Below are 23,348 nucleotides of genomic sequence, written 5' to 3' on the forward strand. Positions count from 1 at the left end.
GTTGTGACACCATTGTAGCCAAAGACGCCGCCATGCACCGTTAGGTGGTCAACGGTGGCGCGACTTCCCAGCGCTCGATGGCCGGTTCGCGGATCGCCTGGCGCAGGTGCGCGATGAAATCGGCGCGCGGGATCGGCACGGCGCCCAGCGACGCCAGGTGGCCGGTTTCCTGCTGGCAGTCGAGCATGCGCACGCCATGGCCGCGCAGGAAGGCGACCAGATACGCCAGCGCGACCTTCGAGGCGTCCGAGACGCGCGCGAACATCGATTCGCCGTAGAACATGCGGCCGATGCAGACGCCATAGGCGCCGCCGACCAGGGCGCCGTCCAGCCATACCTCGGCCGAGTGCGCGTAGCCCATGCGGTGCAGGCCCGTGTAGCCGGCGATGATGTCGTCCGAGATCCAGGTGCCGGGCCCGTCCTTGCGCGGCGCGGCGCAGGCGCGCATCACGTCCTCGAAGGCGGTGTCGAAACGCACGTCCCAGCGCGGCCCGTCACCCGCGCCGCCGAGGCGCGCCCGTTCGACCTTGCGCAGCGTCTTCCTGAGGCTGTCGCTGACCTTGAAGCGGTCGGTATACAGCACCATGCGCGGGTCGGTGCTCCACCACAGGATCGGCTGGCCTTCGGAGAACCAGGGAAAGATGCCGTGGCGGTAGGCCTGCAGCAGGCGCTGCGGCGACAGGTCGGCGCCGGCGGCCAGCAGGCCGGGCGCGTCGGTGGTCAACGCTTCGGAGACGTCGGGGAACGGGGTGGTCGCTTCGAGCCAGGGGATCATGGTGCGGTCCGATGGGTCATGGAAAACGGCGTGCGGCTGGCGCTCAATCGGGCTGGACCGGCGCGCGCATCGAACGCGTGATGTCCTCCGTATGGAAACCGTAGCCGGCGGCGCCGGCGCGCATGCGCGCGCGGTCGGCGAAGAAATACGCGAGCGTGGTGCGGATGGTCGGGAAGGCCAGGTCGTCCCACGGGATCTCGTCTTCGGCGAACAGCTGCACGTCGAGGCTCTCGATGCCCGGCGCGAAGTCGAGGTCGCGCAGGCGCGCCAGGTAGAACAGGTGCACCTGGTGCACGTGGGCGACGTTGAGCAGCGTGAACAGCCGGCCCAGCTCGACGTTGGCGCCCGCTTCCTCTTCGGTCTCGCGCACGGCCGCCTCGCCGGTGGTTTCCTCGTTTTCCATGAAGCCGGCGGGCAGCGTCCAGTAGCCGTGGCGCGGTTCGATCGCGCGCCTGCACAGCAGGACCCTGGGTTCGCCGTCGTCGCCTTCCCACACCGGGATCGACCCGATCACCATTTTCGGGTTCTGGTAATGGATGGTGCCGCACTGGGTGCACACGTAGCGCGGCCGGTTGTCGCCTTCGGGGATGGCCACCGTGACCGGATGCGCGCACTCGGAGCAGAATTTCATGGAAAGACGGGGGTTGTCGATGTTGCCCTTACTTTACCACTGTATCGCTCCCGCCGTGCCCCGTTCCGCCGCCATGCGGGGCGGTTCGGACGGCTCGGTGCCGCCGCCCGCCGGGGGCGCGCCGGGCCGCCATTGCCAAAAGGGGGAAAGGTCCGTATAATGCGAAGCATCAGACGCGGGGTGGAGCAGTCTGGCAGCTCGTCGGGCTCATAACCCGAAGGTCACAGGTTCAAATCCTGTCCCCGCAACCAGAATTCAGGAAAACCCGTCGGCATTGCCGGCGGGTTTTTTGCTTTTGCGCTGCTTGCACGGCGCGCCGCGCGCGGTGCGCTGCGGTGCGTCGCTTCCCGTCGCTGCGCTGTCCGTGACCTCAGCCGTCTCCCCGATCGTCCTTCCAGCCGCCCGCCGCGATGTCGGCGATGCGGAACTGCGCCATCGCCTCGTCGATCGCCGCCGCGAGCGTGCGGCGCTCGGCATCGAGCCAGAACTCCACGGCCGCATGGATGGCCGCGACGACCGTGGCCGCCGCGAGGCGCGGGGCCAGGCAGGTCGCGGGATCGGCCCCCGCGCGCCTGCCGATGTGCAGGGCGACGCGCCGTTCGATCGCGACATCCGCCTTCGCGGCCTCGGCGAACAGCGCAGGCTCGGCGCGGACCAGGCGCGCGCGCGCGATCCAGTCGCGGTCGGGTTCTTCCTCGAACAGCGCCAGGGCGGCCGCGCGCAGCGCATCGTGCAGCGCCTGCCCGGGCGGCTGGGCATCGATGAGTTCGCAGAACCGTTCCGCCCGGATGGTCGCGCTGCCGACGATGGCGGCTTCCTTGCTCGGAAAGTAGTTGTTGAAGGTGCGCGGCGAGACATCCGCTTCCGCTGCGATGTCCTCCACGCGCACCTGCGCGACGCCACGCTCGAGTGCGTGGCGCAGGGCGATGGCGCTGAGATTGGCGCGCACGACGCGCTTCTTGCGCTCGCGCAGGCCGGTGGGAGAAGTCTCCGTGGTCATTCCGGCGATTTTACATGGGTCGACGCGAAAGCGTAGGTGCGCAGGGGTGTCGCATCGTCGGACTTCCAGCGCGACAGCACGCCCGTCAACGGCGTGGACAGGAACAGGTTGCGTGCCAGGATGCCCGCCCGCGTCCGCGGAACGGTGATGCCGGTGAACAGTTGCGATTGCTTGAGCTTGACCAGCGGACGCTGCGCCTGCTCGTAGCGCGCCAGGGCCTGCGGGGATATGCCGTCCACGGCCAGTTCGCCCGCGAGCCGGTAGGCGCCCGCCAGGGCGAGCAGGGCGCCCGCGCCCGACGCCGGCGACGCGCACCAGGCGGCATCGCCGACCAGCACCACCCGGCCGCACGTCCAGGACGGCATGCGTACCTGCGCCAGGGCATCGAAATAGAAGTCGGCGGCGGCGTCGGCGGCGTCCAGCATGGCCGGCACATGCCACCCCATGCCGGCGAAGGCATGGCGCAGCAGGCCGCGCTGGGCGGCGGTGTCGCGATGGTGGTAGGCGAGCGCTTGCGCGCTGTGGAACGTGAAGGTGAGCTGGCCCTGTCCCGGCGCGGCGCGGTAGACCGCGGCGGAGCGGCCGGGTTCGTTGTAGAACGTCGTCCACCCCGGTTCGCCGATGGCCAGGTCGGCCGCGGCCGCCGCGAAATAGTGCTCCCGGAATCGCACGAAGCGCTCTTCCGGACCGAAGACCATGCGCCGGATGCCGGAGTGCAGGCCATCCGCGCCGATGACGAGATCGAAGCGGTCCCGCCGGCCGCTCCTGAACGTCACGTCGACGCCGCCGCCGTCCTGCGCGAGCGCCGCGACCGCGTCGCCGAACACGTAGCTCACGTCGTCGCGGGTCGCGCCGTGGAGCAGGGCGGACAAGTCGCCGCGCGCGATCTCCACGTCCTCGGAACCGACCATGCGTTCCAGGCGCGCCGTGCCGATCCGTGCCCGCTCCCGGTCGCGCCGGTCGACGAAGCGCAGCCCCCGCGTCTGCGCCGCCCTGGCGCGGACGGCCGCGCCGAGTCCCATGCGGTCGATCACGGCAAGCGCTTCGGCGCGGATGTCGACGCCGTTGCCCGCGTGGCGCAGCGCGGCGGCCTGCTCGACGATGGTCACGTCGAATCCGGCGCGCACGAGCCAGAAAGCGGTGGCGGGGCCGGCGATGCTGGCGCCGCAGATCAGGATGGTGGGCTTGGGCATGATGAGCATTTCCTTGGTTAAGTTGGATGTCATCCTGGCATATATTTTCTTAACACGCAAATTTGCGTAGTGCGCAATAATTTGCTATGGTCGGGCTGCGGGGGCCATCGCAAGCGGCCATCCGCGCACCCTTCCACTTTGCCCAAGGAGTACAGACCATGACCATCGAGTTCAGCTACTGGCCGGAACATTATGGGAAATCGTTTCAGGTGACCAAGATCCTGGGACTGGCTTCCCTCGGTTTCGCCGACGTGACGGAAATCCGGACCGCGTGCAAGCACATCGATCCGGACGACGACGACACCTGGGTCAGGGAGTGGCTGGCGACGGCCGACGCCGTGGAAAGGCATGGCAGGCAGGCCGAAGCGCTGGGCAACTGGCATGGCGCGCGCGCTGCGTATGCGCGTGCCTGCAACTACACCCGCACCGCCGAATTCATGGTCAAGGACGACGATGCGCGCAAGCGGAGCCTCATCCGCAAGTCGGTGGCGCTGTTCGAGGCCGGCGCACGGTATTTCGACGTGCGTCCGGAAAAAGTGTCCGTGCCTTACGAGGATGTGCAGCTGGAGGGTTACTTCTTTGCGCCGGACTGGATCGACGGACCGCGGCCCACTTTGTTCGCGCTCAACGGGGGCGAAGAGCACTCATCGGAGAACTACTTCAACCTCGGGCCGGCCTTCCTCGAGAGCGGCTACAACTTTTTCGTCTACGACCAGCCGGGGACCGGCCTGTCGCTGTACGAAAAGGGAAAGGGCCGCCGCGCCGACAGCGAAGCGTTCCATTCGCGCGCCATCGATGTGCTGCTGACCCGACCGGAAGTCGATCCGGACAGGATCATCGTCTTCGGGGAGAGCTTTGCCGGCTACGACGCGCTGCGCTTCGCCGCCTTCGACCAGCGCATCGCCGCGGTGATCTCGGACGGCGGCACGCACAAGTTCGACTGGGCGGCCATGCTCCGGTGGATGCCGCCGAGCCTGGCGGCGCACGGCCTGCGCATCCTCGGCGCGCACAGCCTCGACGAACTCGCCAACGATCCCCGCTTCGCCTACGACCTCGAAGGCGTCCTGCACCGGATCGCCTGCCCGTTGCTGGTCGTCCACGGCGCCGAGGAAGCGCTGGTGCAGCCGCATCCGCTCAAGCAGGCCCTGACGAACTACGAGCAGGCCGGATCCGCGCAGAAGACGTTCGTGGCGATCGAGGATCGCCGGCTCGGCGGACTGGAACACTGCCAGGTGGACAACAAGCATGTGGCGCGCGACGTCGTCCTGAACTGGCTGTGTTCGATCGGCCTGGGACCGTCGGCGCCGCGCCGCGCGCCAGCACGGGCGGCCTGACGTCGCCGCGGCCGGGCTCCTAGAAGCGCTTGAGCACGCCGGCCTGCCACAGGTCGCGGTCGTCGGTCTGGCGGAAGGTCTTGACGCGGTTGAAGTTCACGAACAGGCGCGTGTGGCGCGACAGCGCGTGCTCGGCCTGGAAGCTGATCAGCATGTTGTTGCGGGTGCGGTCGTCGTCGCGGCGGTTGCGCGTGACGTAGGGGCCGATGCCGGCGCTCATCGCGAAGCGCGGCGTCACCTGCTGCACGTACCAGGCCTGGCCGGCGAAGCCGCGGCGGTCCACGCGCGCGCCGTCGTCACCCTCGTCGATGTACTTGAGCGAGGCGGCCCAGTGCTTGAACGGGCCGTCCGGCGACAGGTACTTGCGCAGTTCCAGCGTGCCGGCGTAGGCGCCGTCGGTGCCGGACATGTTCGTGATCGAATTGCCGTAGGAAAGGCCGAACCACAGGCGCTCGCTGGCCGGCTCGGTCGACGGATTCGGCGCGGCCGCGCCGAACTGGCGGCCGAGGCCGATCATCAGCGCCGTCGAGTTGTGCACGGTGGGCATGCGCACGTGGTTCAGGCCGACGCGCAGGTGGGTGCCGTCGGGCATGAAGTCGAGCGGGATACGCAGCGCGCCGCTGAGCAGCAGGCCCCAGTTGGCGTCGTCGCGCTGGCGGCCGTCGATGGTCGTCGTGTTCATGCTCACGTAGGGGCCGAGGCCCAACTCGCCTTCGAGCCGGCCGCCCAGGTTGCCGACCTTCAGCCACTGCACGGCGAAGCCGTCGCGGTGGTTGTTCTCCGGATGGCCTTCGTTGTAGTGCACGAAGTCGATGCGGCCGCCCCCGAACAGGTCCGGCTCCTCGCGCCCGGCGCGGACCTCGAAGGTGCGCTTGCGCATCCATTGCGTGCCTTCGTCGTTGCCGCCGTGCATGCGGCCGTTGCCGAACACGGCCGACAGGTAGGCGCCCGGCTGGTCGGGTGGGGCGCCATCGGTGGCCTGGGCGCAGGCGGTGCCGGCGGCGCCCAGGAGGAAGATGCTCAATGTTGTACGTACGTTCATGCGGTTCCTTGGAATGGGACCGGCGTGCCGGTCGGCCAACCAAGGATCATAACTCTTCGGCAAATTCCTTGCCGCAAGCCACGAAGGATGGCGTGCTCATCCGGCCGGCTGGTTCAGGCTGGCCCAGCAATACGCCGCCGCCATCGTGCGCTGCGGCCGGTAGGCCTGCAGGAAGGCGGCGGCCGCGGCGATGCCGGGACGCCGCGCCGGGTCCGCCTCGCCCAGCAGCCGGCCGATCGCCGTGCGCACCGCCACGTCGCCGTGCAATGAACAATCCGGGTAGCCATAGCCGCGCAGCAGCGCGTAATTCACGGTCCAGGGCCCGATGCCCTTGACGGCCAGCAGGCGCGCTTCGGCCTGCGCGATGTCGCCGTCGTCCAGCAGGCCGTCCAGGTCGAGCGCGCCGTCCGCGACCAGGCGCGCGAGGCGCAGCAGCGTTTCCGCCTTGGCGCGCGAGAACTTGCGGCTGGTCAGCCGGTCGAGGTCCAGGCGGGCGACGTCGGGCGCTTCCGGATAGCACCACAGGCCGCTCGCATGGGGCCGTCCCGCCTGCTCGATGAAGCTGCGCCGCAGCGCGATCGCGAACGACAGGTTGATCTGCTGGCCGATCACGGCCCAGGTCAGCGCCTCGAACACGGTGGCCGACTGGATCACGCGCAGGCCGGGCTGGCGCCGCACGAGCGGGGCGAACAGGGCGTCGGCGGCCGTCAGCGCCGCGAACGGCGCGGGATCGATGCGCAGGCCCAGCATGTTGCGCAGCAGGGCGTCGAGGCGGTCCGGGGCGACGGCGCCGTCGGCATCGACGGCGCATCCGGCGCGGCCGTCGTGCAGGTCCAGGTCGAGCCGCAGCGCCACGCCGTCCAGCAGCACGCCCTTGCGGATGCGCGTGCCCTCGACCGCCTCGGCCAGGCCGGTGGCGTCGCGCCCGTGGAAGGCGAAGGCGTGGCCGGCATCGTAGCCGGCCGGCAGGTCGATGGCGAAGTGCGTCACCATGGCCGCCTTACTTGCCGCCGGCGGCGGCCGCGGCGGCGGGGCGTCCGAAGCGCGGCCGGAAGCCGGTCACGAGGGCGGTGCCGACCAGCACGATGGCCGAGCCGGCGACCGTGTACCAGCCGACGGTCTCGCCCAGGAACAGCGTGCCCCACAGGATGCCGAACACCGGGCTCAGGAAGGTGACGGTCAGCGCCGAGGTCGCGCCGACCGCCTCGATCAGGCGGAAGTACAGGATGTAGGCGATGCCGCTGCACAGCACGCCCAGCGCCAGCACGGCGCCGGCGATGCCGACGGTCGGCGCGCCCGCCGGCGGGAACAGGGCCAGCGCCGGCAGCACCATCAGGGCCGAGGTCCACATCGTGCCGTGCGCGTTGGCGAAGGGTTCCACGCTGCGCGCCGAGCGCGCGTACAGGCTGGCGACGCCGTAGCACATGGCGGCCAGCAGCGTCGCGGCGATCGCGATGCCGGCGCCGGGGCGGCTGGCGACGCGGTCGAAGCCGACCAGCAGCGCCACCCCGGCCGTGCCCAGCACCAGGCCGAGCAGGGTGCGCGCCGGCACGGCCTGGCGCGTCCAGGCGGCGCCCAGCAGCGCGCCCCACATCGGCGTGGTGGCGTTGAGCACCGCCAGCACCGAGGCCGACAGCGTGCGCGCGGCGAAGGCGAACAGCAGGAAGGGCAGGGCGGAATTGAAGAAGCCGAGGATGACGTAATGCTTCCAGTGCGCGCGCAGGTCGAGGCGCTTCTTGAGCACGGCGCCGACCAGCGCCAGGAACAGCGCGGCCAGCAGCACGCGGCACTCGATCAGCACGGCCGGCCCCAGCACGGGCGCGGCGATGCGCATGAACAGGAAGGAGCCGCCCCAGATGGCGGCAAGCAGGATGAGGCGCAGCAGGTTGGCAGTGTTCATGGTCGTTCGTGTGGTCCGGGGGAACCGATGGTGGCGCACGGGGGCCGCGCGATCACTCCGGTTCTTGCTGTCGGACCGGGAAGCGCGTGCGGGGAATGGACCATGATACAAAAGATAAGCCGGGCTTGCTGGCGAGGCCCAAAAGCCGTCGCCCCGGCGCAAGGCCGGGGCCCAATTTTTGTAAGCAATGTGGCGACGCTTACTGAAATTGGACCCCGGCCTGCGCCGGGGCGACGGCTTAAATGCTAACGATTTATATCGTTTACGGCACCAGCGGCTTCTTGCCGGCGCGCTTGGCCTTGATCTCGGCGTTCGCCTTGTCGATCGCCGCCAGGCGCTGCGCCAGCGCCGGGTGGTTGGCGCTGAAGCCGTTCAGGACCCCGGGCGGATGCGCCTCGGCCAGGCGCTTCCAGAACGCCGGCGCGTCGCTGGTGTCGTAGCCGGCGCGCGCCGCCATGTAGGTGCCGAGGCGGTCCGCCGCGGCGTCGGCCTCGGCCGGCATGGCCTTGATGCCGCCGCTGCCGATCAGCAGCGAGGTGTCGGGCGCGATGCTGCGCAGGTTGTCGACGATGCTGCCGATCGTGGCCTGGTTGCGCTGGACGACGGGGTGGTTCAGCATGTTGTGCGCCATCGTGCGGGCCAGCACGAAGGCCAGCTCGTCGTCGTCGCGCACGAAGTCGATCATGCCGCGCGTGACCAGCACCCGGTTGCCGTCGGCATAGGCGTTGACGTTGTCGGCGTTGCCCAGCTCGATCGCGAAGGCGCAGGCGCGCGTGACGGGAATGGCGATCTCGCGCTCCTTGTTGCGGCGCTCGATCGTCATCGGCAGGCTGGCCTGGGTGGCGATGATCTTCGCGAACGTGGCGCCGGCCTGGGTCAGCGCGTTTTCCCCGGTGGGCAGCGGCTTGCCGGCGGCGGCGAGCAGCACGTCGTTTACCTGCAGGCCCGCGCGCGCGGCGCCGCTGCCGGCCAGCACGCTGGTCACCTGCAGGTGCTCGCCCATGCCGAAGGCGACGTGGGCGGCCTCGTTGTAGTCGCCCGGGTAGGACCAGCGGTTCTTGGCGGTGAAGCCGAGCAGGTTGCGGGCCTGGCCCTTGCACAGTTCGGCGTTCTGGATCAGCAGCGGGGCGGCGACCCGGTACAGCCGGTCCTGCAGGACCGCCATCTTCGTCAGGGTGTCGGCGGCGGCGGCCATCCGGGGGCTCAGGCCGGGGGCCTCGGCCGGGCGCTCGACCACGCCGGGGATGCCGGGGGACTGGCGCGGCGCCTGCGTGGCGCAGGCGGAAAGCAGCAGCGCTGCGACGATTGCGGATGCCCGAAGGCCGAGATGACGCGTGCGGGTCATTGTGCTCCTCTTATTGTTTGCCGGTGCTGCCGAATCCTCCGACGCCCCGGTCGCTCGTTGCGAAATCCTCCACGACATTGAAGCCAACCTGCATGACGGGCACGACGATGAGCTGCGCCAGGCGGTCCATCGGCTGCAGCGTGAACGTGGATTGGCCGCGATTCCAGGTCGATACCATCAGTTGCCCCTGGTAATCGGAGTCGATCAAGCCTACCAGATTACCGAGGACGATGCCGTTCTTATGGCCGAGTCCACTGCGCGGCAGGATCATGGCGGCATAGCCGGGGTCGCCGATGTGGATCGCCAGGCCGGTCGGCACCAGCACGGTGTCGCCAGGCGCGATGACGAGCGGCGCGTCGACGCAGGCGCGCAGGTCGAGGCCGGCGCTGCCGGCGGTGGCGTAGGCCGGCAGGAAGTCCTTCATGCGCGGGTCGAGGATTTTCAGGTCGATGTTCTTCATGGATGTCGGTCGGTGTGACGGTGTTGCGGTGGGGCTCAGGCCAGCAGCGAGCGCCGTTCCAGGCGCTTGGCGATCTCGGATACCAGCTGGCGCGCCAGTTCCAGCTTGGGCGCGCGCGGCAGCACCGTGTGGCCGCTTTCGTCGAACAGCACGATCGCATTCTCATCCTGCCCGAAGGTTTGTGGGCCGATATTGCCCACCAGCAAAGGAATGCCTTTTTTCTCGCGCTTGACGGCGCCGTATTCGATCAGGTTTTCCGATTCCGCGGCAAAGCCCACGCAGTAGGGCCAGCCGCTCAGGGAGGTGGTGCCGGCGACGGTCGCCAGGATGTCGGGGTTCTGCGCGAACACCAGTTGCGGCGCGGCGCCGTCGCCGTCCTTCTTGATCTTGTGGTCGCTGGCGTTCTCGACGCGCCAGTCGGCGACGGCCGCCACGCCGATGAAGACGTGCTGGCCGGGCACGGCCGCCATCGCCGCGTCGAGCATCTGGCGCGCGCTGGTGACGTCGATGCGGCGCACGCCATGCGGCGTGGGCAGGGCGGTGGGACCGGACACGAGGGTCACCTCGGCGCCGGCCTCGCGCGCGGCGCGCGCGACCGCATACCCCATCTTGCCCGACGATAGATTGGTGATGCCGCGCACGGGGTCGATGGCCTCGTAGGTCGGGCCGGCCGTGATCAGCACGCGCTTGCCGGCCAGGACCTTGGGCTGGAACGCGGCCACCAGTTCGTCCAGCAGTTCGTGCGGCTCGAGCATGCGGCCCATGCCGGTCTCGCCGCAGGCCTGCGAACCCGCGGCCGGGCCGAGGATCCCCGTGCCGTCCTCGCGCAGCCGCGCGACGTTACGTTGCGTGGGAGGCTTTTCCCACATCTCGACGTTCATCGCCGGCGCCACCAGCAGCGGCACGTGGTGCGGGCGCGCCAGGCACAGCGTCGACAACAGGTCGTCGGTGGCGCCGTGCGCCAGCTTGAACAGGAAGTCGGCGGAGCAGGGCGCGACGAGGATGGCGTCGGCGTCGCGGGTCAGGTCGATGTGCGCCATGTTGTTGGGCACGCGGCCATCCCACTGGTCCGTGAAGACGGCGCGGCCGGACAGCGCCTGCATCGTCACGGTGCCGATGAAGTGGGTGGCGGCCTCGGTCATCACGACCTGCACGTTCGCGCCCTCCTTTGCCAGAGCGCGGCACAGCTCGGCGGCCTTGTAGCAGGCGACGCCGCCGGACAGGCCCAGGACGATCTTCTTGCCTTTCAGGTCCATGGTCATGTTGCCTCCTTGCTCGATGCGTTTCGGTGTCTGCGCAGTGCTTGCGCTGTGTTTGCTCAGTGCTTGTTCACGCGCCGCAGCTCGTCGACGATGAACAGGATGGCGCCGATGGTGATCGCCGTGTCGGCGATGTTGAATGCCGGGAAGTGGCCGACGCCGGCCAGGTAGAAGTCGAGGAAGTCGATCACGTGGCCGTACATGAGGCGGTCGATCAGGTTGCCCAGCGCGCCGCCCATGATCAGGGCCAGCGCCCAGCAGAACATGCGTTGCCCCGCGTGCTTGCGCAGCAGGTAGAGGATGAAGCCGACGGCGACGATCGCGATGCCGGCGAAGAAGTAACGCTGCCAGCCGCCCTGGGTGGACAGGAAGCTGAACGCCGCGCCCGGATTGTAGGCGAGCACGAGGTTGAAGAAGCTGGTGACCGGTTTTTCTTCGCCGTGCACGAACAGGCGGACGATGGTGATCTTGCTGATCTGGTCGAGCAGGATGACGATGAAGGCGATCCCGATCCACGGCGCGAGGCTGGGGCGCGAGGAGACGGCGGAGAACGTCGGTTTCTTTTTGGTGGCCATGTCGATGAGGTTGAGGGTGGGGAGCCGCCGCGGGCTCCACGATGGGCCGGCGGCGGCACGTGGCCGCCGCCGGTCGCTTGCTGGTTGCTTACCTGGCGCTCACGCGAAGCGGCGCGGCTCGCCGCCGCCGAACAGGTTGCTCGTGCAGCGGCCGCACAGGCCGGGGTGGGCGTGGTCGTGGCCGACGTCGGCGCGGTAGTGCCAGCAGCGCTCGCACTTGGGCGCCTGCGACGGCGTGACGGCCACGGCTTCGGCGGCCGCGTCCGCGACCCGCTCGACGCTCGCCTGCGAGGTGATGAAGACGAACTTCAGGTCGTCGTCCAGGCTGGCCAGCGCCGCGTACTTGTCGCCCGCGGCCTTGAGCGCCAGTTCCGCCTGCAGCGAGGAGCCGATGGCGCCGGACGCGCGCACCTCTTCGAGCTGCTTGGTGACGTCGGCGCGCACGGCGCGCAGCAGCGCGTACTTGTCCAGCAGGGCGGCGCTGTCAGCGATCTCCGGGAAGGTCCACAGCGTCTGCGTGAAGATGGTCTCGTCGCTGTCCGCGAACGCCTTCTCGCCCGCGAACACGGCCCACGCTTCCTCGGCCGTGAACGACAGGATCGGCGCCATCACGCGCAGCAGGCTGTGCGCGATGTGCCACAGCGCGGTCTGGGCCGAGCGGCGCGCGACGGAATCGACGCCGGTCGTGTACAGGCGGTCCTTCAGGATGTCGAGGTAAAAGCCGCCCAGGTCTTCCGAGCAGAAGTTCTGCAGGCGCGCCACCACCGGGTGGAATTCGTAGCGCTCGAAGTGGGCGGCCACGTCCGCCTGCAGGCGCGCGGTCTCGGCCAGCGCGTAGCGGTCGATCTCGACCATGTCCGCGACCGGCACGGCATGGGTCGCGGGGTCGAAGTCCGAGGTGTTCGCCAGCAGGAAGCGCAGCGTGTTGCGGATGCGGCGGTAGGATTCCGTCACGCGCTTGAGGATTTCCTCGCCGATCGACAGCTCGCCCGTGTAGTCGGTCGAGGCCACCCACAGGCGCAGGATGTCGGCGCCGAGGGTGTCGGAGATCTTCTGCGGCGCCAGCGTATTGCCCAGCGACTTCGACATCTTCTTGCCGTTCTCGTCGACGGTGAAGCCGTGCGTCAGCAGCGCCTTGTACGGCGGGCGGCCGTTGAGCATCGAGGAGGTCAGCAGCGAGGAGTGGAACCAGCCGCGGTGCTGGTCCGAGCCTTCCAGGTACAGGTCGGCCGGGAACGCCAGCTGTTCCTTGTGCGAGCCGCGCAGCACGGTCTGGTGCGTGGTGCCCGAATCGAACCATACGTCGAGCGTGTCGCGGTTCTTTTCGTAGATGTCGGCGTCGTCGCCGAGCAGCTCGCGGGCATCCAGCTTGTGCCAGGCGTCGATGCCGTTCGCTGCGATCAGCTTGGCCACCTGTTCCAGCAGTTCCGGGGTGCGCGGGTGCAGCTCGCCCGTCTCCTTGTGGATGAAGAAGGCCATCGGCACGCCCCACTGGCGCTGGCGCGACAGGGTCCAGTCCGGACGGTTGGCGATCATGCCGTGCAGGCGCGCCTGGCCCCAGTCGGGGAAGAACCGGGTCTGCTCGATGCCGGCCAGCGCGGTCTCGCGCAGCGTGGGACCGCCATCCTTCGGGGTCACGTCCATGCCGGCGAACCACTGGCTGGTGGCGCGGTAGACGATCGGGGTCTTGTGGCGCCAGCAGTGCATGTAGCTGTGGTCGAACATCTTCAGTTCGAACAGGGCGCCGGCATCGGTCAGCGCGGCGCAGATCGGCTTGGAGGCTTCCCATATCGTCATGCCGCCGAACAGCGGCAGCGTCGAGGCGAAGCGGCCGTCGCCCATCACCGGCTTGAGGATCTCGTCGTCCTTCATGCCGTGCGCCTTGCAGGACTGGAAGTCTTCCAGGCCGTAGGCCGGGGCCGAGTGCACGACGCCGGTGCCGCTGTCGGTCGTGACGTAGTCGGCCAGGTAGACCGGCGAGGTGCGGTCGTAGAACGGGTCGGCCGCGTGCAGCGGGTGCTTGAAGCGGATGCCGGCCAGGTTCGCGCCGGCGGTCTCGGCGACGATCGCGCCTTCCAGCTTGTAGCGCTGCAGGACGCCTTCTGCCAGGTCCTTCGCCACCACCAGCAGCAGCGGCCGGCCGTCGCGTTCGGCCCGCACCAGCGCGTAGGTCACTTCCGGGTGCACGTTCAGCGCCTGGTTGGACGGGATGGTCCACGGGGTCGTCGTCCAGATGACGATGAAGCCGTCGCCTTCCGGCAGTTGCGCCAGGCCGAACGCCTGCGCCAGCTTGTCGCTTTCCGCGAACGGGAAGCCGACGTCGATCGCCGGGTCGCGCTTGTCCTGGTATTCGACTTCCGCCTCGGCCAGCGCCGAGCCGCAGTCGAAGCACCAGTTCACCGGCTTCAGGCCGCGGTAGACGTAACCCTTTTCCAGCAGCGTGCCGAGGGCGCGCAGCTCGTCGGCCTCGTTACCGTAGGCCATGGTCATGTACGGGTTGTCCCACTCGCCCAGCACGCCCAGGCGGATGAAGCCGGCGCGCTGGCGGTCGATCTGCTCGAGCGCATAGGCGCGCGCTTTCTGCAGCACCTCGGCGGTCGGCAGGTTCTTGCCGAACTGCTTCTCGATCTGGATCTCGATCGGCATGCCGTGGCAATCCCAGCCCGGCACGTAGGGCGCGTCGAAGCCGGCCATCGTGCGCGACTTGACGACCATGTCCTTCAGGATCTTGTTGACGGCGTGGCCCAGGTGGATGTCGCCGTTGGCGTACGGCGGACCGTCGTGCAGGATGAACTTCGGCCGGCCGGCCGCGGCCTTGCGCACGCGCTCGTAGATCTTCTTGTCCTGCCATTGCTTGACCCAGCCCGGCTCGCGCTTGGCAAGGTCGCCGCGCATCGGGAACGGGGTGTCGGTCATGTTGACCGGGTATTTGCTGTCGGGCTTCTGGGCTGGCTTGCCCTGCTTCTGGCCCTGTTTCTGGCCCTGCGGTTGGCCTTGGCCTGGTTTGGTATCGGACATGGTGTTTTCTAAGGTGGACTGCTGTTGTTCGTGACGATGGATCGTGCCGGGGCCACGGGAGCCGCGGCCGGGGAGTCCACGTTCAAATTCGGTCGGTGGCCGTGGTGGCGCCGTCGCGCCGGGCGAACCAGGCGCGCGCCTGGCGCGCGTCCTGCTCGATGGCGGCCGTCAGGGTGGGCAGGTCGACGTATTTTTCCTCGTCGCGCAGCTTGGCCAGGAATTCGACGCGCACCAGCTTGCCGTAGCAGGCCTGGTGCCAGTCGAACACGTGCACTTCGAGCAGCGTGCGGCCCGCGTCCTCGACGGTCGGGCGCACGCCCAGGCTGGCGACGGCCGGCAGCGGATGGTCGGCCAGGCCGTGCACCTGCACGACGAAGATGCCGGCCAGGGCAGGGCGGTGCGCCACGCGCAGGTTCAGCGTGGGAAAGCCCAGCGTGCGGCCCAGCTTGGCGCCGTGGATCACGTGGCCGGACATCGCGTACGGGTGGCCCAGCAGGGCGCGGGTCGCGTCGAAGTCGGCGGCGGCCAGCGCGGCGCGCACGGCCGAGGAAGAGATGCGGGTGGCATCGTGCAGCACGGCGGGCAGGCTGTGCACGTCGAAACCGTGCTGCTTGCCGGCCTCGGCCAGCAGCGCGACGTTGCCGGCGCGCCGTGCGCCGTAGCAGAAGTCGTCGCCGACCATCAGCCATTTCACGTGCAGGCCGTCGACCAGTACGTGCTGGGTGAAGGCCTGCGGCGACATGGCCGCGAAATGCTCGTTGAAGTGTTCGACGATGACGCGGTCGACGCCGGCGTTCTCCAGCGATTCGAGCTTGTCGCGCAGGTTGGCGATGCGCGCGGGCGCTTTCGACGGGTCGTTCGCGCGCTGGGCGAAGTATTCGCGCGGATGCGGCTCGAAGGTCATCACGGCGGCTTCCAGCCCGAGGCGGCGCGCGTTCGCGGTCACGTGGGCCAGCAGCGCCTGGTGTCCGCGGTGGACACCATCGAAGTTGCCGATCGTGAGTGCGCACGGGGCGCGCGCCCTGTCGTTGGGAAGTCCGCGGAATACCTTCATTCGATGTTCGTGCTTCTGGCGAAATACCAGATTATACGGCAAGTGGGTTATTGCATATCCACATGCTGGAAATGCAAGAGCTGCACGATCCGCCGGGAACATGGCCGGCGCCACAAAAACGTCGTCCCCGCGGAGGCGGGACCCAATTTGCACGCGTTTCGATAACGCCGAGAAATCGGGTCCCCGCCTGCGCGGGGACGACATGGGCAACCGCCGGCGGATTACTGTGCCGGGCGGTTGATCGCCATGATGTAGTAGCGTGCCAGGTCGGCCGCGCCGTCCTTGCCGCCCACGGTCTTGAGCGTGTTGATGGCTTGCTGCTTCTTGCCGGCGGTGGCATACGCCTCGCCCAGGTGCAGCTTGGCGTCTTCCGGATACTTCAGCTTGCCGGACTTGATCGCGCTTTCCATCATCTTCAGGCCCTTGTCGGCCTGGCCCGCCTGCACCAGCGCATAGCCCAGCTGCGCTAGGCCGTCCTGGTCGCCCAGCTTGACCATCTCGGCTTCGGCCGCGACCGCGCCCGTGGTCTGCTCGCTCAGGGTCTTATCGGCCAGGTCCTTCAGGCGCTTGTGGCGTTCGGCTTCCGGACCGGTGCCCAGTGCGCCGGCCTTGTAGCCCTTGTCGATGACCTTGACGGCTTCGGCCGGGGCCTTGGCTTGCAGCACCAGCTGGGCCATCTCCATGAATTCGCTCGGCTTCTTCATGAGGTTGTTGGCCAGCTTCAGGCGGTAGACGTCCACCTGCAGGCGGCCGGCGAAGCCCGGCTTGCCCTGCACGCGGTTCAGCAGGTCGGTCCAGTACTGGGCCTTCGGATAGTTGGCGGCCAGCTTCTCGATCGTGTTGACGTAGCCTGCCTTGTCGTTCTTCTTGAGCTGGATGTTGGCCAGCATGCCCAATTCGTCTTCCGACAGGCGGCCGGACTTCTCGGCATTGCGCAGCTCGTTCTCGAGCGCGGCCACGTTACCCTGCTTGTAATAGTTCTGCATCAGGTAGGCGCGCAGCTTCGGATCGTTGCGTTCCTTCAGCTGGCGCTCGATGGCGGCGTTGGCCTTGTTCAGGTCGCCGGCGCGCATGTAGATGCCGATCAGGCCTTCCGAGAACTGGGCCTTTTCGTTGGCGGACAGCTTGCCGGAGGCGATCAGGAACTCGAAGGCCTTGGCGGCCGTGTCGTAGTCGCCTGCGGCCGAGGCGGCGCCGGCGCGGGTGCGTTCGATCAGGTATTGTTCGTTCGGGGTCTTGCCGCTGACGCCGTCGAGTTGGCGCAGCGTGGCGAGCGCTTCCTTGTTCTTGCCCGCTTTCATCTGTTGCTGGGCTTGCTGCAGCGGTTTGCCCACTTCAGCGCGGAGGGTTTCGGCAGCGTGGACCGGTGCCAGGCCAACCACCGGAGCGGCGGCGGTGAATCCGAGTGCGGCCAGTGCGAGGCCGAGGTGTGCGAGGCGGAACTTGGACATTAGCGAATATCTTTCTTCAAAATAGACACGGCAGGGAAACCCTGCCGTGTTCATTATAGCCAAAGCGAATTACTGGAACTGTTCGTTACCGACCATACCGATCTTGGTAACGCCCAGACGCTGTGCCGTCGCCATGACGCCAGCGACCACCTTGTACTCGACCAGCTTGTTGGGACGGAGGTGAACTTCCGGCTGGTTCGGCATCGCGGCGATGCTGTTCATCTTGGCTTCCAGGGACGGACGGTCAGGAATCGTCTGGCCATCCCACAGGATCGTGCCGTCGAAGTCGACATCGATCGTCACCACTTGCGGCTTCTCGGTCTGCGGTGGCGGATTGCCCACCGGCATGTTCAGATTGACCGAGTGGTTTTGTCGCGGAATCGTGATGATCATCATGATGATCAGAACGAGCAGGACGTCGATCAGCGGCGTCATGTTCATTTCGATCATCGGTTCCGGATCGGCTCCCTTGGCGGAGCCTGAACCTACGTTCATACCCATGCTGTTTCCTTTCTAATGTTGGGGACGCGGATGGCGCCTTTCAAGCCCGCCGGGCATGCCCGGCGCCATCCCTGGGGCTATCTGCTATCAGCCCTTGTCCGGCGGTTCGATCACGAAACCGACCTTCTGTACCCCAGCACGCTGTGCCGTGTAGATCACCCGGCCGATCGCTTCGTAGCGGGTCGCCTGGTCGCCGCGCACCTTGACGGCCGGTTGCGGCACCTTCACCGACTGCTCCGCGAAGAACTTGAACAGTTCATCCGTGTTAGCGATGTGGGTCTGGTTCCAGTACATCTCGCCTTCTGCGTTGACGGTGATGTTGATATCTTCCGGCTTGGTCTTGGTGACCTGGTTCGTTTCGACTGGCAGATTAACCTTTTGCAGCTTCAGGACCACCGGGCTGGTGATCAGGAAGATGATAAGGAGAACCAACATGATGTCGACGAGCGGCGTCGTGTTGATCTCTGACATGACGGCATCATCATCTCCGGAATCGGAGCCGACACTCATTGCCATGATTTAGCCCACTTTCTTGGTGCCCGCAGCGGCACGTGCAGCGTCCGAGGTCGACATGGCGCCCGAGATCAGGACCGAGTGCACGTCGGCGCTGAACGAACGGATGTCTTCCATGGCTGCCTTGTTGCGGCGGACCAGCCAGTTGTAACCCAGAACTGCCGGAACGGCGACGAACAGACCGAAGGCGGTCATGATCAGCGCTTCACCCACCGGACCTGCGACCTTGTCGATCGAGGCGTTACCCGACATGCCGATGGCGGTCAGTGCGTTGTAGATGCCCCAGACGGTACCGAACAGACCGATGAACGGCGAGGTCGAACCGACGGTTGCCAGGAACGACAGGCCATCCTGCAGGCGCGACTGGACCTTGTCCACCGAGCGCTGGATCTGCATGGTCACCCAGGTCGACAGGTCGATCTGCTCGAGCAGGGCGCCGTCGTGGTGCTGGGTTGCCTTGGTGCCGGTTTCGGCGATGAAGCGGAACGGCGAACCTTCCTTCAGTTGTGCCGAGCCGGCGGCGATCGACGGTGCCTTCCAGAACTTCTGGGTGGTTTCCTTCGACTGGCGCATCACCTTGGCCTGGTCCAGCAGCTTGGTGATGATGATGTACCACGAACCCATCGACATCAGCGACAGGATGATGATGGTGCCCTTGTTGACGAAGTCGCCTTCGGCCCACATCGCGCCGATGCCATACGGGTTGTGCACTTCTTCCTTGGCGCCTGCTGGAGCGGCTGCCGGGGCGGCGCCGTCGGCCGGGGCGGCGGCGGCGGCGTCAGCGGCCGGTGCCGGTGCAGCGGCGTCGGCCGGTGCGCTTGCCGCCGGAGCTGCAGCCTGGTCCTGGGCGAAGGCCGGTGCGGAGACCAGGGCCGATGCCGCAGTTACCGAGAACAGGACTGCCGCCAGCATAGCGGACAAACGGGTATTCTTAAACATGCTTCCTCCAAAATTATAAAATAGACAGTTCGCTGAACTAATGACAACGAAAATCACAAATTGAGACGGTGTAGCCGTCCCGGTTTATTCCAGCGTCCAGACGTACTCTACCGCTGTCCACGCCTCTTTCGGCTGACCATTCTCGGTGGCCGGCTTGAATCGGCATTTGCTCAGAGCCGTTTGAGCAGCTCGGTCCAAATCGCGGAAGCCACTCGACTTCTGCAACTTCGATTCCTTGACGGCGCCGTCGGCTGCGATCAGGAACTGAAGGGTCGTTTTACCGGTTTCTTCGTTACGCAGCGACGATTTCGGATATTCCGGGCGTGCGCAGGTATTGAAGTCGGCCACGGCCGCGGTAATGCTCGGACCCGGCGGCGCCTTGGCTGCAGGAGCGGGCGGTGCCGGAGGTGCCGGCGGTGCCAGGTCACGGGACGGCGGCGGCGTATTGGTTGCGGCGGCGATCGTGTTTTGCGGCGGCGGCGGTTGCTGCACTTGCACCTCGACCGGCGGGATGAACGGCGGCGGAGGCGCCTTCATTTCCGGCGGCGGCGGCGGCGGCGGCGTTTCCGGCGGCGGGGGCGGCTTCACTTCTTCGATCAGCTTGGTTTCCACAGCTTCGGTCACCTTGGTGACGATCCGGGTGCCGAGGCCATTGACGATGGCCCAAGCTACCAGAACGTGCAACAGGACGACGATGGCTATGCCTGTGAAATTCTTCCCGGGGTTCTTCTCATGCGAAAAATTCATGCCATATTTCTCCAATACCATCTCTTTTTTGTTGCTACTAAACCCACTAAACACGACAAAAACCTAGGGCCGCATCCGGGACATCGAAGAATTATACCTACGAATTCTTTTTTGCACATACATTTTTGTACCTTCAAGAAGGTGCTAACTGCCTGTAAAAACAAGTAAAGCTGGGCATCGGCAAGGTATGCGGGAAGGCGGCCCGGAACGGGCTGGAAGGGGCGTTTGAAAGCGTTGGATCGTGTCCTTTCATAATATGTGGAACGTAAGGGGAAGGGGGCACTTTGCCATATTTTCGATGCTGATTTTATATCCTGGCGAATTACGTTTGCCGGGCGACGTGCCTTTCTACTAACTATATCCAAGTTTCATCGCCACGTGCGTACTGTTGAGCCTGCCTATACAAGCACGGGTATAAGATGACCTTATGGCAACATCTCGCATCGCTATGGCTGACCGGACACGCCCGGGAGTAGTAGGACTACATCAAGACGGCATCGGAAGGGTGCCCAGGTTGGACACGGATGAGGCGGGAAAGTGCCCGTACCGGACGGTACGGGCGGGATGGATCAATACCGCGCGCGCTTTTCGCGCCGGCATTCGAGGCTGCTCACGACGCGGCCCGACGGATCGACGGTTTCCAGGCGCACGTCGAAGCCCCACAGCCGGGCCACATGCTTGAGCACCTCGTGCGCCTGCTGGTTCAGCGGGCGCCGCTGGAACTGCGTGTGGCGGAGCGTCAGCGCGCGGTCGTCGCGGGTATTGACCTGCCAGACCTGGATGTTCGGCTCGCGGTTGCCGAGGTTGTACTGCTCGGCCAGCTGCTGGCGCACGTAGCGGTAGCCCGCTTCGTCGTGGATGGCCGAGATGGTCAGCTTGTCGCTGCGGTCGTCGTCCAGCACGGCGAAGAAGTGGAAGTCGCGGATCAGCTTGGGCGACAGGTACTGGGCGATGAAGCTCTCGTCCTTGAAGTTGCGCATCGCAAAGTCGAGCGTCTTGAGCCAGTCGCTGCCGGCGATGTCCGGGAACCAGGCGCGGTCCTCGTCGGTGGGCTCCTGGCAGATGCGCTTGATGTCGCTCATCATGGCAAAGCCCAGCGCATAGGGGTTGATGCCATTGTAATAAGGACTGGTGGCCGGCGGCTGGTAGACGACGTTGGTATGGCTCTGCAGGAATTCCAGCATGAAGCCGTCGCCGACGATCCCCTCTTTATAGAGTTCCTGCAGGATCGTGTAGTGCCAGAAGGTGGCCCAGCCCTCGTTCATCACCTGGGTCTGGCGTTGCGGATAGAAATACTGGGAGATCTTGCGCGTGATGCGCACCAGCTCGCGCTGCCAGGGTTCCAGCAGCGGGGCGTACTTCTCGATGAAGTAGAGCAGGTTTTCCTCGGGCTCGGGCGGGAAGCGCGGCGGCAGCTGGTCGCGCACCTGTTCCTCGCCGCGCCGCGGCAGGGTGCGCCACAGCTCGTTCACCTGGGACTGCATGTATTCCTCGCGCTCTTTCTGGCGCGCGGCTTCCTGCGACACGGACAGCTTGGCCGGCCGCTTGTAGCGGTCGACGCCGTAGTTCTGCAGCGCATGGCAGGAATCGAGCAATTCCTCGACGGCGTCGATGCCATGGCGCTGTTCGCACTCGGCAATGTAGTTCTTGGCGAAGACCATGTAGTCGACGATGGCGTCGGCATCGGTCCAGGTGCGGAACAGATAATTGCCTTTGAAGAAAGAATTATGGCCATAGGCCGCGTGCGCGATCACCAGCGCCTGCATGGTAAGGCTGTTTTCCTCCATCAGGTAGGCGATGCAGGGATTCGAGTTGATGACGATCTCGTAGGCCAGTCCCATCTGGCCGCGGCGGTAGCTCTTTTCCGTGCTGAGGAAATGCTTGCCGAACGACCAGTGACTGTACGACACCGGCATGCCGACGGACGCATAGGCATCCATCATCTGCTCGGCCGTGATGATCTCGAGCTGGTTGGGGTAGGTATCCAGGCCGAACTTGCGGGCGATCCGGCCGATTTCGTCGTGCGCCTGCTCGATCAGGTCGAATGTCCATTCGGACTGGTCGGGCAGGGCGCGCGGGTTGTTGGGATCTCTTGGCATGGGCGGGCCTCGTGGTTCATGGCTGCAAGTGGGCGTTTACTTTGGCTGCTTCTTGAAGAGTTCGCGGAACACCGGGTAGATGTCGGCCGGCGTCACGATCTTCTGCATGGCGAAGTTATGGTGCGTGGCCGCCACCTCGGCATACTGCTCCCACAGGTTCTGGGGCGGGCCGTCGGTGATCTCGACGTAGGTGTAGTACTGGACCCTGGGCATGATCGCGCTGGTGATGATCTGCTTGCACAGCACCGAGTCGTTGTCCCAGTTGTCGCCGTCCGAGGCCTGCGCCACGTAGCTGTTCCAGTCGCCATTGCTGTAGCGCTCGGAAATCACCTTGTTCAGCAGGTGCAGCGCCGACGACACCACGGTGCCGCCCGATTCGCGCGAGTGGAAGAACTCGTTCTCGTCGACCTCCGCCGCCGCGGTGTGGTGGCGGATGAAGACGACGTCGATCTTCTCGTACATGCGCTTGAGGAACAAATAGAGCAGGATGAAGAAGCGCTTGGCCGTGTCCTTGCGGCTTTCGTCCATCGAGCCGGAGACGTCCATGATGCAGAACATCACGGCGGCCGTCGACGGCTTGGGAATCTTGACCCGGTTGCTGTAGCGCAGGTCGATCGGGTCGATGAACGGGATCGCCAGCAGGCGCGTGTGCAGGTGGTGGATCTTGCGCCTGAGTTCCAGCACGCGCGGGTCGTCGTCGGGGACGCCTTCCTCGCGCAGGTCGCGCAGTTCTTCCTCGAGGGCGGTGATGGTCTTGCGCGAGGGGCCGCCCACGGCGATGCGCCGCCCGAGCGCGCCGCGCAGCGAGCGCAGCACGTGGATGTTCGAGGGCGTGCCCGAGATGTTGTAGCCGGCGCGCTGGTTCTTGTAGTCGACGACCTGGGTGAGCTGGGTCTTGACCAGGTTGGGCAGCTCGAGGTCTTCGAAGAAGTAGTTCATGAATTCTTCGCGGCTGAGCTCGAAGATGAAATCGTCTTCGCTGGTCTGCTCGCTGTTGCCCGCCTTGCCGCGGCCGGCGCCGCCGCCGCCGCCGCGCGGGCGGTTGAACTGGTCGCCTTTCTGGTACTCGGTGTTGCCGGGGTTAACGGTTTCCCAGACACCGCCGTGCGCGTGTCCGAAGCGTGGTTCGTTCACGTCCTTGACGGGAATCGAAACCTTCTCGCCATTTTCGATATCGGTGATCGAGCGACCCTTGATCGCCCGGCCCACCGCATCCTTGATTTGCGCCTTGTAGCGGCGCAAGAAGCGTTCGCGGTTGACCGCAGACTTGTTCTTGCCCTGCAAGCGACGGTCGATAAGGTAAGTCAAAACAGGCCTCCTGCTGAAATTCGCGGCGGGCCGGATTCCTTCCCGGTCCCTTCATAATAAACCTCCGCGCGGTAACATGCCTGACATTGCGGAAATCGGCGGCCTCACGCCACACTTTCATTCTCGATGCCAATCGTTGGCATAACGGGGGCGCGAGAAACCGTAGCCTGCGGAAGCACAGTTGGCCGAGAGGCGCAGCCGTAC

21 protein-coding genes and 1 tRNA gene are annotated in these 23,348 nt (G+C 66.4%); 2 read left to right on the forward strand and 20 right to left on the reverse strand.

What is annotated here, in order from left to right:
- Positions 1 to 40: 40 nt before the first annotated feature.
- Both aat and QZ749_RS16640 read right to left on the reverse strand, forming a co-directional pair.
- On the reverse strand, positions 41 to 775 hold the full coding sequence (gene aat / locus QZ749_RS16635) for a leucyl/phenylalanyl-tRNA--protein transferase (RefSeq protein ID WP_296949080.1): 735 nt from the start codon (positions 773 to 775) through the stop codon (positions 41 to 43).
- A 43-nt stretch (positions 776 to 818) separates the two neighbouring features.
- Positions 819 to 1,406: an NUDIX hydrolase gene (locus tag QZ749_RS16640; protein ID WP_296949082.1), complete on the reverse strand. Its 588-nt coding sequence runs from the start codon at positions 1,404 to 1,406 to the stop codon at positions 819 to 821.
- Positions 1,407 to 1,580: 174 nt separating this feature from the next.
- Here QZ749_RS16640 and QZ749_RS16645 point away from each other — a divergent pair.
- Positions 1,581 to 1,657: transfer RNA gene (locus tag QZ749_RS16645), tRNA-Met, on the forward strand.
- 119 nt (positions 1,658 to 1,776) lie between these two features.
- On the opposite strand, the gene QZ749_RS16650 is transcribed toward QZ749_RS16645, so the two are convergent.
- Both QZ749_RS16650 and QZ749_RS16655 read right to left on the reverse strand, forming a co-directional pair.
- Complete coding sequence (locus QZ749_RS16650) at positions 1,777 to 2,406, reverse strand: TetR family transcriptional regulator (RefSeq protein WP_296949084.1); 630 nt, start codon at positions 2,404 to 2,406, stop codon at positions 1,777 to 1,779.
- Positions 2,403 to 3,599 (reverse strand): FAD-dependent monooxygenase, encoded by a 1,197-nt coding sequence (locus tag QZ749_RS16655; protein WP_296949086.1) that lies wholly within the window; start codon positions 3,597 to 3,599, stop codon positions 2,403 to 2,405. Before QZ749_RS16655 ends, QZ749_RS16650 begins: the two co-directional genes overlap by 4 nt.
- Before the next feature lie 158 nt (positions 3,600 to 3,757).
- Between QZ749_RS16655 and QZ749_RS16660 the strand changes: the two genes are divergently transcribed.
- A complete protein-coding gene (locus tag QZ749_RS16660) occupies positions 3,758 to 4,933 on the forward strand; it encodes an alpha/beta hydrolase (protein WP_296949088.1) in 1,176 nt (391 codons plus the stop codon).
- A gap of 19 nt (positions 4,934 to 4,952) precedes the next feature.
- Here QZ749_RS16660 and QZ749_RS16665 read toward each other — a convergent pair whose 3' ends face one another.
- The 16 genes from QZ749_RS16665 to QZ749_RS16740 form a co-directional block, all read right to left on the reverse strand.
- The gene (locus QZ749_RS16665; protein ID WP_296949089.1) at positions 4,953 to 5,975 is read right to left on the reverse strand and encodes a hypothetical protein; all 1,023 of its coding nucleotides are present in this window, start codon (positions 5,973 to 5,975) and stop codon (positions 4,953 to 4,955) included.
- 96 nt (positions 5,976 to 6,071) lie between these two features.
- The gene (locus tag QZ749_RS16670; RefSeq protein WP_296949090.1) at positions 6,072 to 6,968 is read right to left on the reverse strand and encodes a DNA-3-methyladenine glycosylase; all 897 of its coding nucleotides are present in this window, start codon (positions 6,966 to 6,968) and stop codon (positions 6,072 to 6,074) included.
- A 7-nt stretch (positions 6,969 to 6,975) separates the two neighbouring features.
- On the reverse strand, positions 6,976 to 7,875 hold the full coding sequence (locus QZ749_RS16675) for a DMT family transporter (protein WP_296949091.1): 900 nt from the start codon (positions 7,873 to 7,875) through the stop codon (positions 6,976 to 6,978).
- A 262-nt stretch (positions 7,876 to 8,137) separates the two neighbouring features.
- Complete coding sequence (locus QZ749_RS16680; RefSeq protein ID WP_296949092.1) at positions 8,138 to 9,220, reverse strand: M48 family metallopeptidase; 1,083 nt, start codon at positions 9,218 to 9,220, stop codon at positions 8,138 to 8,140.
- A 10-nt stretch (positions 9,221 to 9,230) separates the two neighbouring features.
- Positions 9,231 to 9,680: a dUTP diphosphatase gene (gene dut, locus QZ749_RS16685; RefSeq protein WP_296949093.1), complete on the reverse strand. Its 450-nt coding sequence runs from the start codon at positions 9,678 to 9,680 to the stop codon at positions 9,231 to 9,233.
- A gap of 35 nt (positions 9,681 to 9,715) precedes the next feature.
- Positions 9,716 to 10,936, reverse strand: a complete 1,221-nt coding sequence (gene coaBC / locus QZ749_RS16690; protein ID WP_296949355.1) for a bifunctional phosphopantothenoylcysteine decarboxylase/phosphopantothenate--cysteine ligase CoaBC — start codon at positions 10,934 to 10,936, stop codon at positions 9,716 to 9,718.
- A gap of 62 nt (positions 10,937 to 10,998) precedes the next feature.
- Positions 10,999 to 11,514 (reverse strand): signal peptidase II, encoded by a 516-nt coding sequence (gene lspA, locus QZ749_RS16695; protein ID WP_296949094.1) that lies wholly within the window; start codon positions 11,512 to 11,514, stop codon positions 10,999 to 11,001.
- 99 nt (positions 11,515 to 11,613) lie between these two features.
- Entirely contained in the window at positions 11,614 to 14,532 is a 2,919-nt protein-coding gene (gene ileS / locus QZ749_RS16700) for an isoleucine--tRNA ligase (protein ID WP_373896828.1), read from the reverse strand.
- Between the two features lie 82 nt (positions 14,533 to 14,614).
- Complete coding sequence (locus QZ749_RS16705; RefSeq protein WP_296949095.1) at positions 14,615 to 15,586, reverse strand: bifunctional riboflavin kinase/FAD synthetase; 972 nt, start codon at positions 15,584 to 15,586, stop codon at positions 14,615 to 14,617.
- A gap of 221 nt (positions 15,587 to 15,807) precedes the next feature.
- Entirely contained in the window at positions 15,808 to 17,037 is a 1,230-nt protein-coding gene (locus tag QZ749_RS16710; RefSeq protein ID WP_296949097.1) for a hypothetical protein, read from the reverse strand.
- A 69-nt stretch (positions 17,038 to 17,106) separates the two neighbouring features.
- Positions 17,107 to 17,538 carry a biopolymer transporter ExbD gene (locus QZ749_RS16715; protein ID WP_296949099.1) on the reverse strand — a complete coding sequence of 144 codons (432 nt, stop codon included), beginning with the start codon at positions 17,536 to 17,538 and terminating at the stop codon, positions 17,107 to 17,109.
- A gap of 87 nt (positions 17,539 to 17,625) precedes the next feature.
- On the reverse strand, positions 17,626 to 18,054 hold the full coding sequence (locus QZ749_RS16720; protein ID WP_296949101.1) for a biopolymer transporter ExbD: 429 nt from the start codon (positions 18,052 to 18,054) through the stop codon (positions 17,626 to 17,628).
- Positions 18,055 to 18,057: 3 nt separating this feature from the next.
- Positions 18,058 to 18,990 carry a MotA/TolQ/ExbB proton channel family protein gene (locus QZ749_RS16725; RefSeq protein WP_296949102.1) on the reverse strand — a complete coding sequence of 311 codons (933 nt, stop codon included), beginning with the start codon at positions 18,988 to 18,990 and terminating at the stop codon, positions 18,058 to 18,060.
- 84 nt (positions 18,991 to 19,074) lie between these two features.
- Positions 19,075 to 19,737: an energy transducer TonB gene (locus tag QZ749_RS16730; protein WP_296949358.1), complete on the reverse strand. Its 663-nt coding sequence runs from the start codon at positions 19,735 to 19,737 to the stop codon at positions 19,075 to 19,077.
- Between the two features lie 569 nt (positions 19,738 to 20,306).
- Positions 20,307 to 21,836, reverse strand: coding sequence for a SpoVR family protein (locus QZ749_RS16735; protein ID WP_296949103.1), 1,530 nt, complete (start codon positions 21,834 to 21,836; stop codon positions 20,307 to 20,309).
- A gap of 36 nt (positions 21,837 to 21,872) precedes the next feature.
- On the reverse strand, positions 21,873 to 23,144 hold the full coding sequence (locus QZ749_RS16740) for a YeaH/YhbH family protein (RefSeq protein ID WP_296949105.1): 1,272 nt from the start codon (positions 23,142 to 23,144) through the stop codon (positions 21,873 to 21,875).
- Between the last annotated feature and the right edge of the window lie 204 nt (positions 23,145 to 23,348).

Source organism: uncultured Massilia sp. (assembly GCF_913773735.1).
GTDB lineage: Bacteria > Pseudomonadota > Gammaproteobacteria > Burkholderiales > Burkholderiaceae_D > Telluria.

Excerpts from the sequence above, each read along its gene's own strand:
- aat (WP_296949080.1), bottom strand. The coding sequence starts at position 775 with ATGATCCCCTGGCTCGAAGCGACCACCCCGTTCCCCGACGTCTCCGAA.
- QZ749_RS16640 (WP_296949082.1), bottom strand. The coding sequence starts at position 1,406 with ATGAAATTCTGCTCCGAGTGCGCGCATCCGGTCACGGTGGCCATCCCC.
- QZ749_RS16650 (WP_296949084.1), bottom strand. The coding sequence starts at position 2,406 with ATGACCACGGAGACTTCTCCCACCGGCCTGCGCGAGCGCAAGAAGCGC.
- QZ749_RS16655 (WP_296949086.1), bottom strand. The coding sequence starts at position 3,599 with ATGCCCAAGCCCACCATCCTGATCTGCGGCGCCAGCATCGCCGGCCCC.
- QZ749_RS16660 (WP_296949088.1), top strand. The coding sequence starts at position 3,758 with ATGACCATCGAGTTCAGCTACTGGCCGGAACATTATGGGAAATCGTTT.
- QZ749_RS16665 (WP_296949089.1), bottom strand. The coding sequence starts at position 5,975 with ATGAACGTACGTACAACATTGAGCATCTTCCTCCTGGGCGCCGCCGGC.
- QZ749_RS16670 (WP_296949090.1), bottom strand. The coding sequence starts at position 6,968 with ATGGTGACGCACTTCGCCATCGACCTGCCGGCCGGCTACGATGCCGGC.
- QZ749_RS16675 (WP_296949091.1), bottom strand. The coding sequence starts at position 7,875 with ATGAACACTGCCAACCTGCTGCGCCTCATCCTGCTTGCCGCCATCTGG.
- QZ749_RS16680 (WP_296949092.1), bottom strand. The coding sequence starts at position 9,220 with ATGACCCGCACGCGTCATCTCGGCCTTCGGGCATCCGCAATCGTCGCA.
- dut (WP_296949093.1), bottom strand. The coding sequence starts at position 9,680 with ATGAAGAACATCGACCTGAAAATCCTCGACCCGCGCATGAAGGACTTC.
- coaBC (WP_296949355.1), bottom strand. The coding sequence starts at position 10,936 with ATGGACCTGAAAGGCAAGAAGATCGTCCTGGGCCTGTCCGGCGGCGTC.
- lspA (WP_296949094.1), bottom strand. The coding sequence starts at position 11,514 with ATGGCCACCAAAAAGAAACCGACGTTCTCCGCCGTCTCCTCGCGCCCC.
- ileS (WP_373896828.1), bottom strand. The coding sequence starts at position 14,532 with ATGTCCGATACCAAACCAGGCCAAGGCCAACCGCAGGGCCAGAAACAG.
- QZ749_RS16705 (WP_296949095.1), bottom strand. The coding sequence starts at position 15,586 with ATGAAGGTATTCCGCGGACTTCCCAACGACAGGGCGCGCGCCCCGTGC.
- QZ749_RS16710 (WP_296949097.1), bottom strand. The coding sequence starts at position 17,037 with ATGTCCAAGTTCCGCCTCGCACACCTCGGCCTCGCACTGGCCGCACTC.
- QZ749_RS16715 (WP_296949099.1), bottom strand. The coding sequence starts at position 17,538 with ATGGGTATGAACGTAGGTTCAGGCTCCGCCAAGGGAGCCGATCCGGAA.
- QZ749_RS16720 (WP_296949101.1), bottom strand. The coding sequence starts at position 18,054 with ATGGCAATGAGTGTCGGCTCCGATTCCGGAGATGATGATGCCGTCATG.
- QZ749_RS16725 (WP_296949102.1), bottom strand. The coding sequence starts at position 18,990 with ATGTTTAAGAATACCCGTTTGTCCGCTATGCTGGCGGCAGTCCTGTTC.
- QZ749_RS16730 (WP_296949358.1), bottom strand. The coding sequence starts at position 19,737 with ATGAATTTTTCGCATGAGAAGAACCCCGGGAAGAATTTCACAGGCATA.
- QZ749_RS16735 (WP_296949103.1), bottom strand. The coding sequence starts at position 21,836 with ATGCCAAGAGATCCCAACAACCCGCGCGCCCTGCCCGACCAGTCCGAA.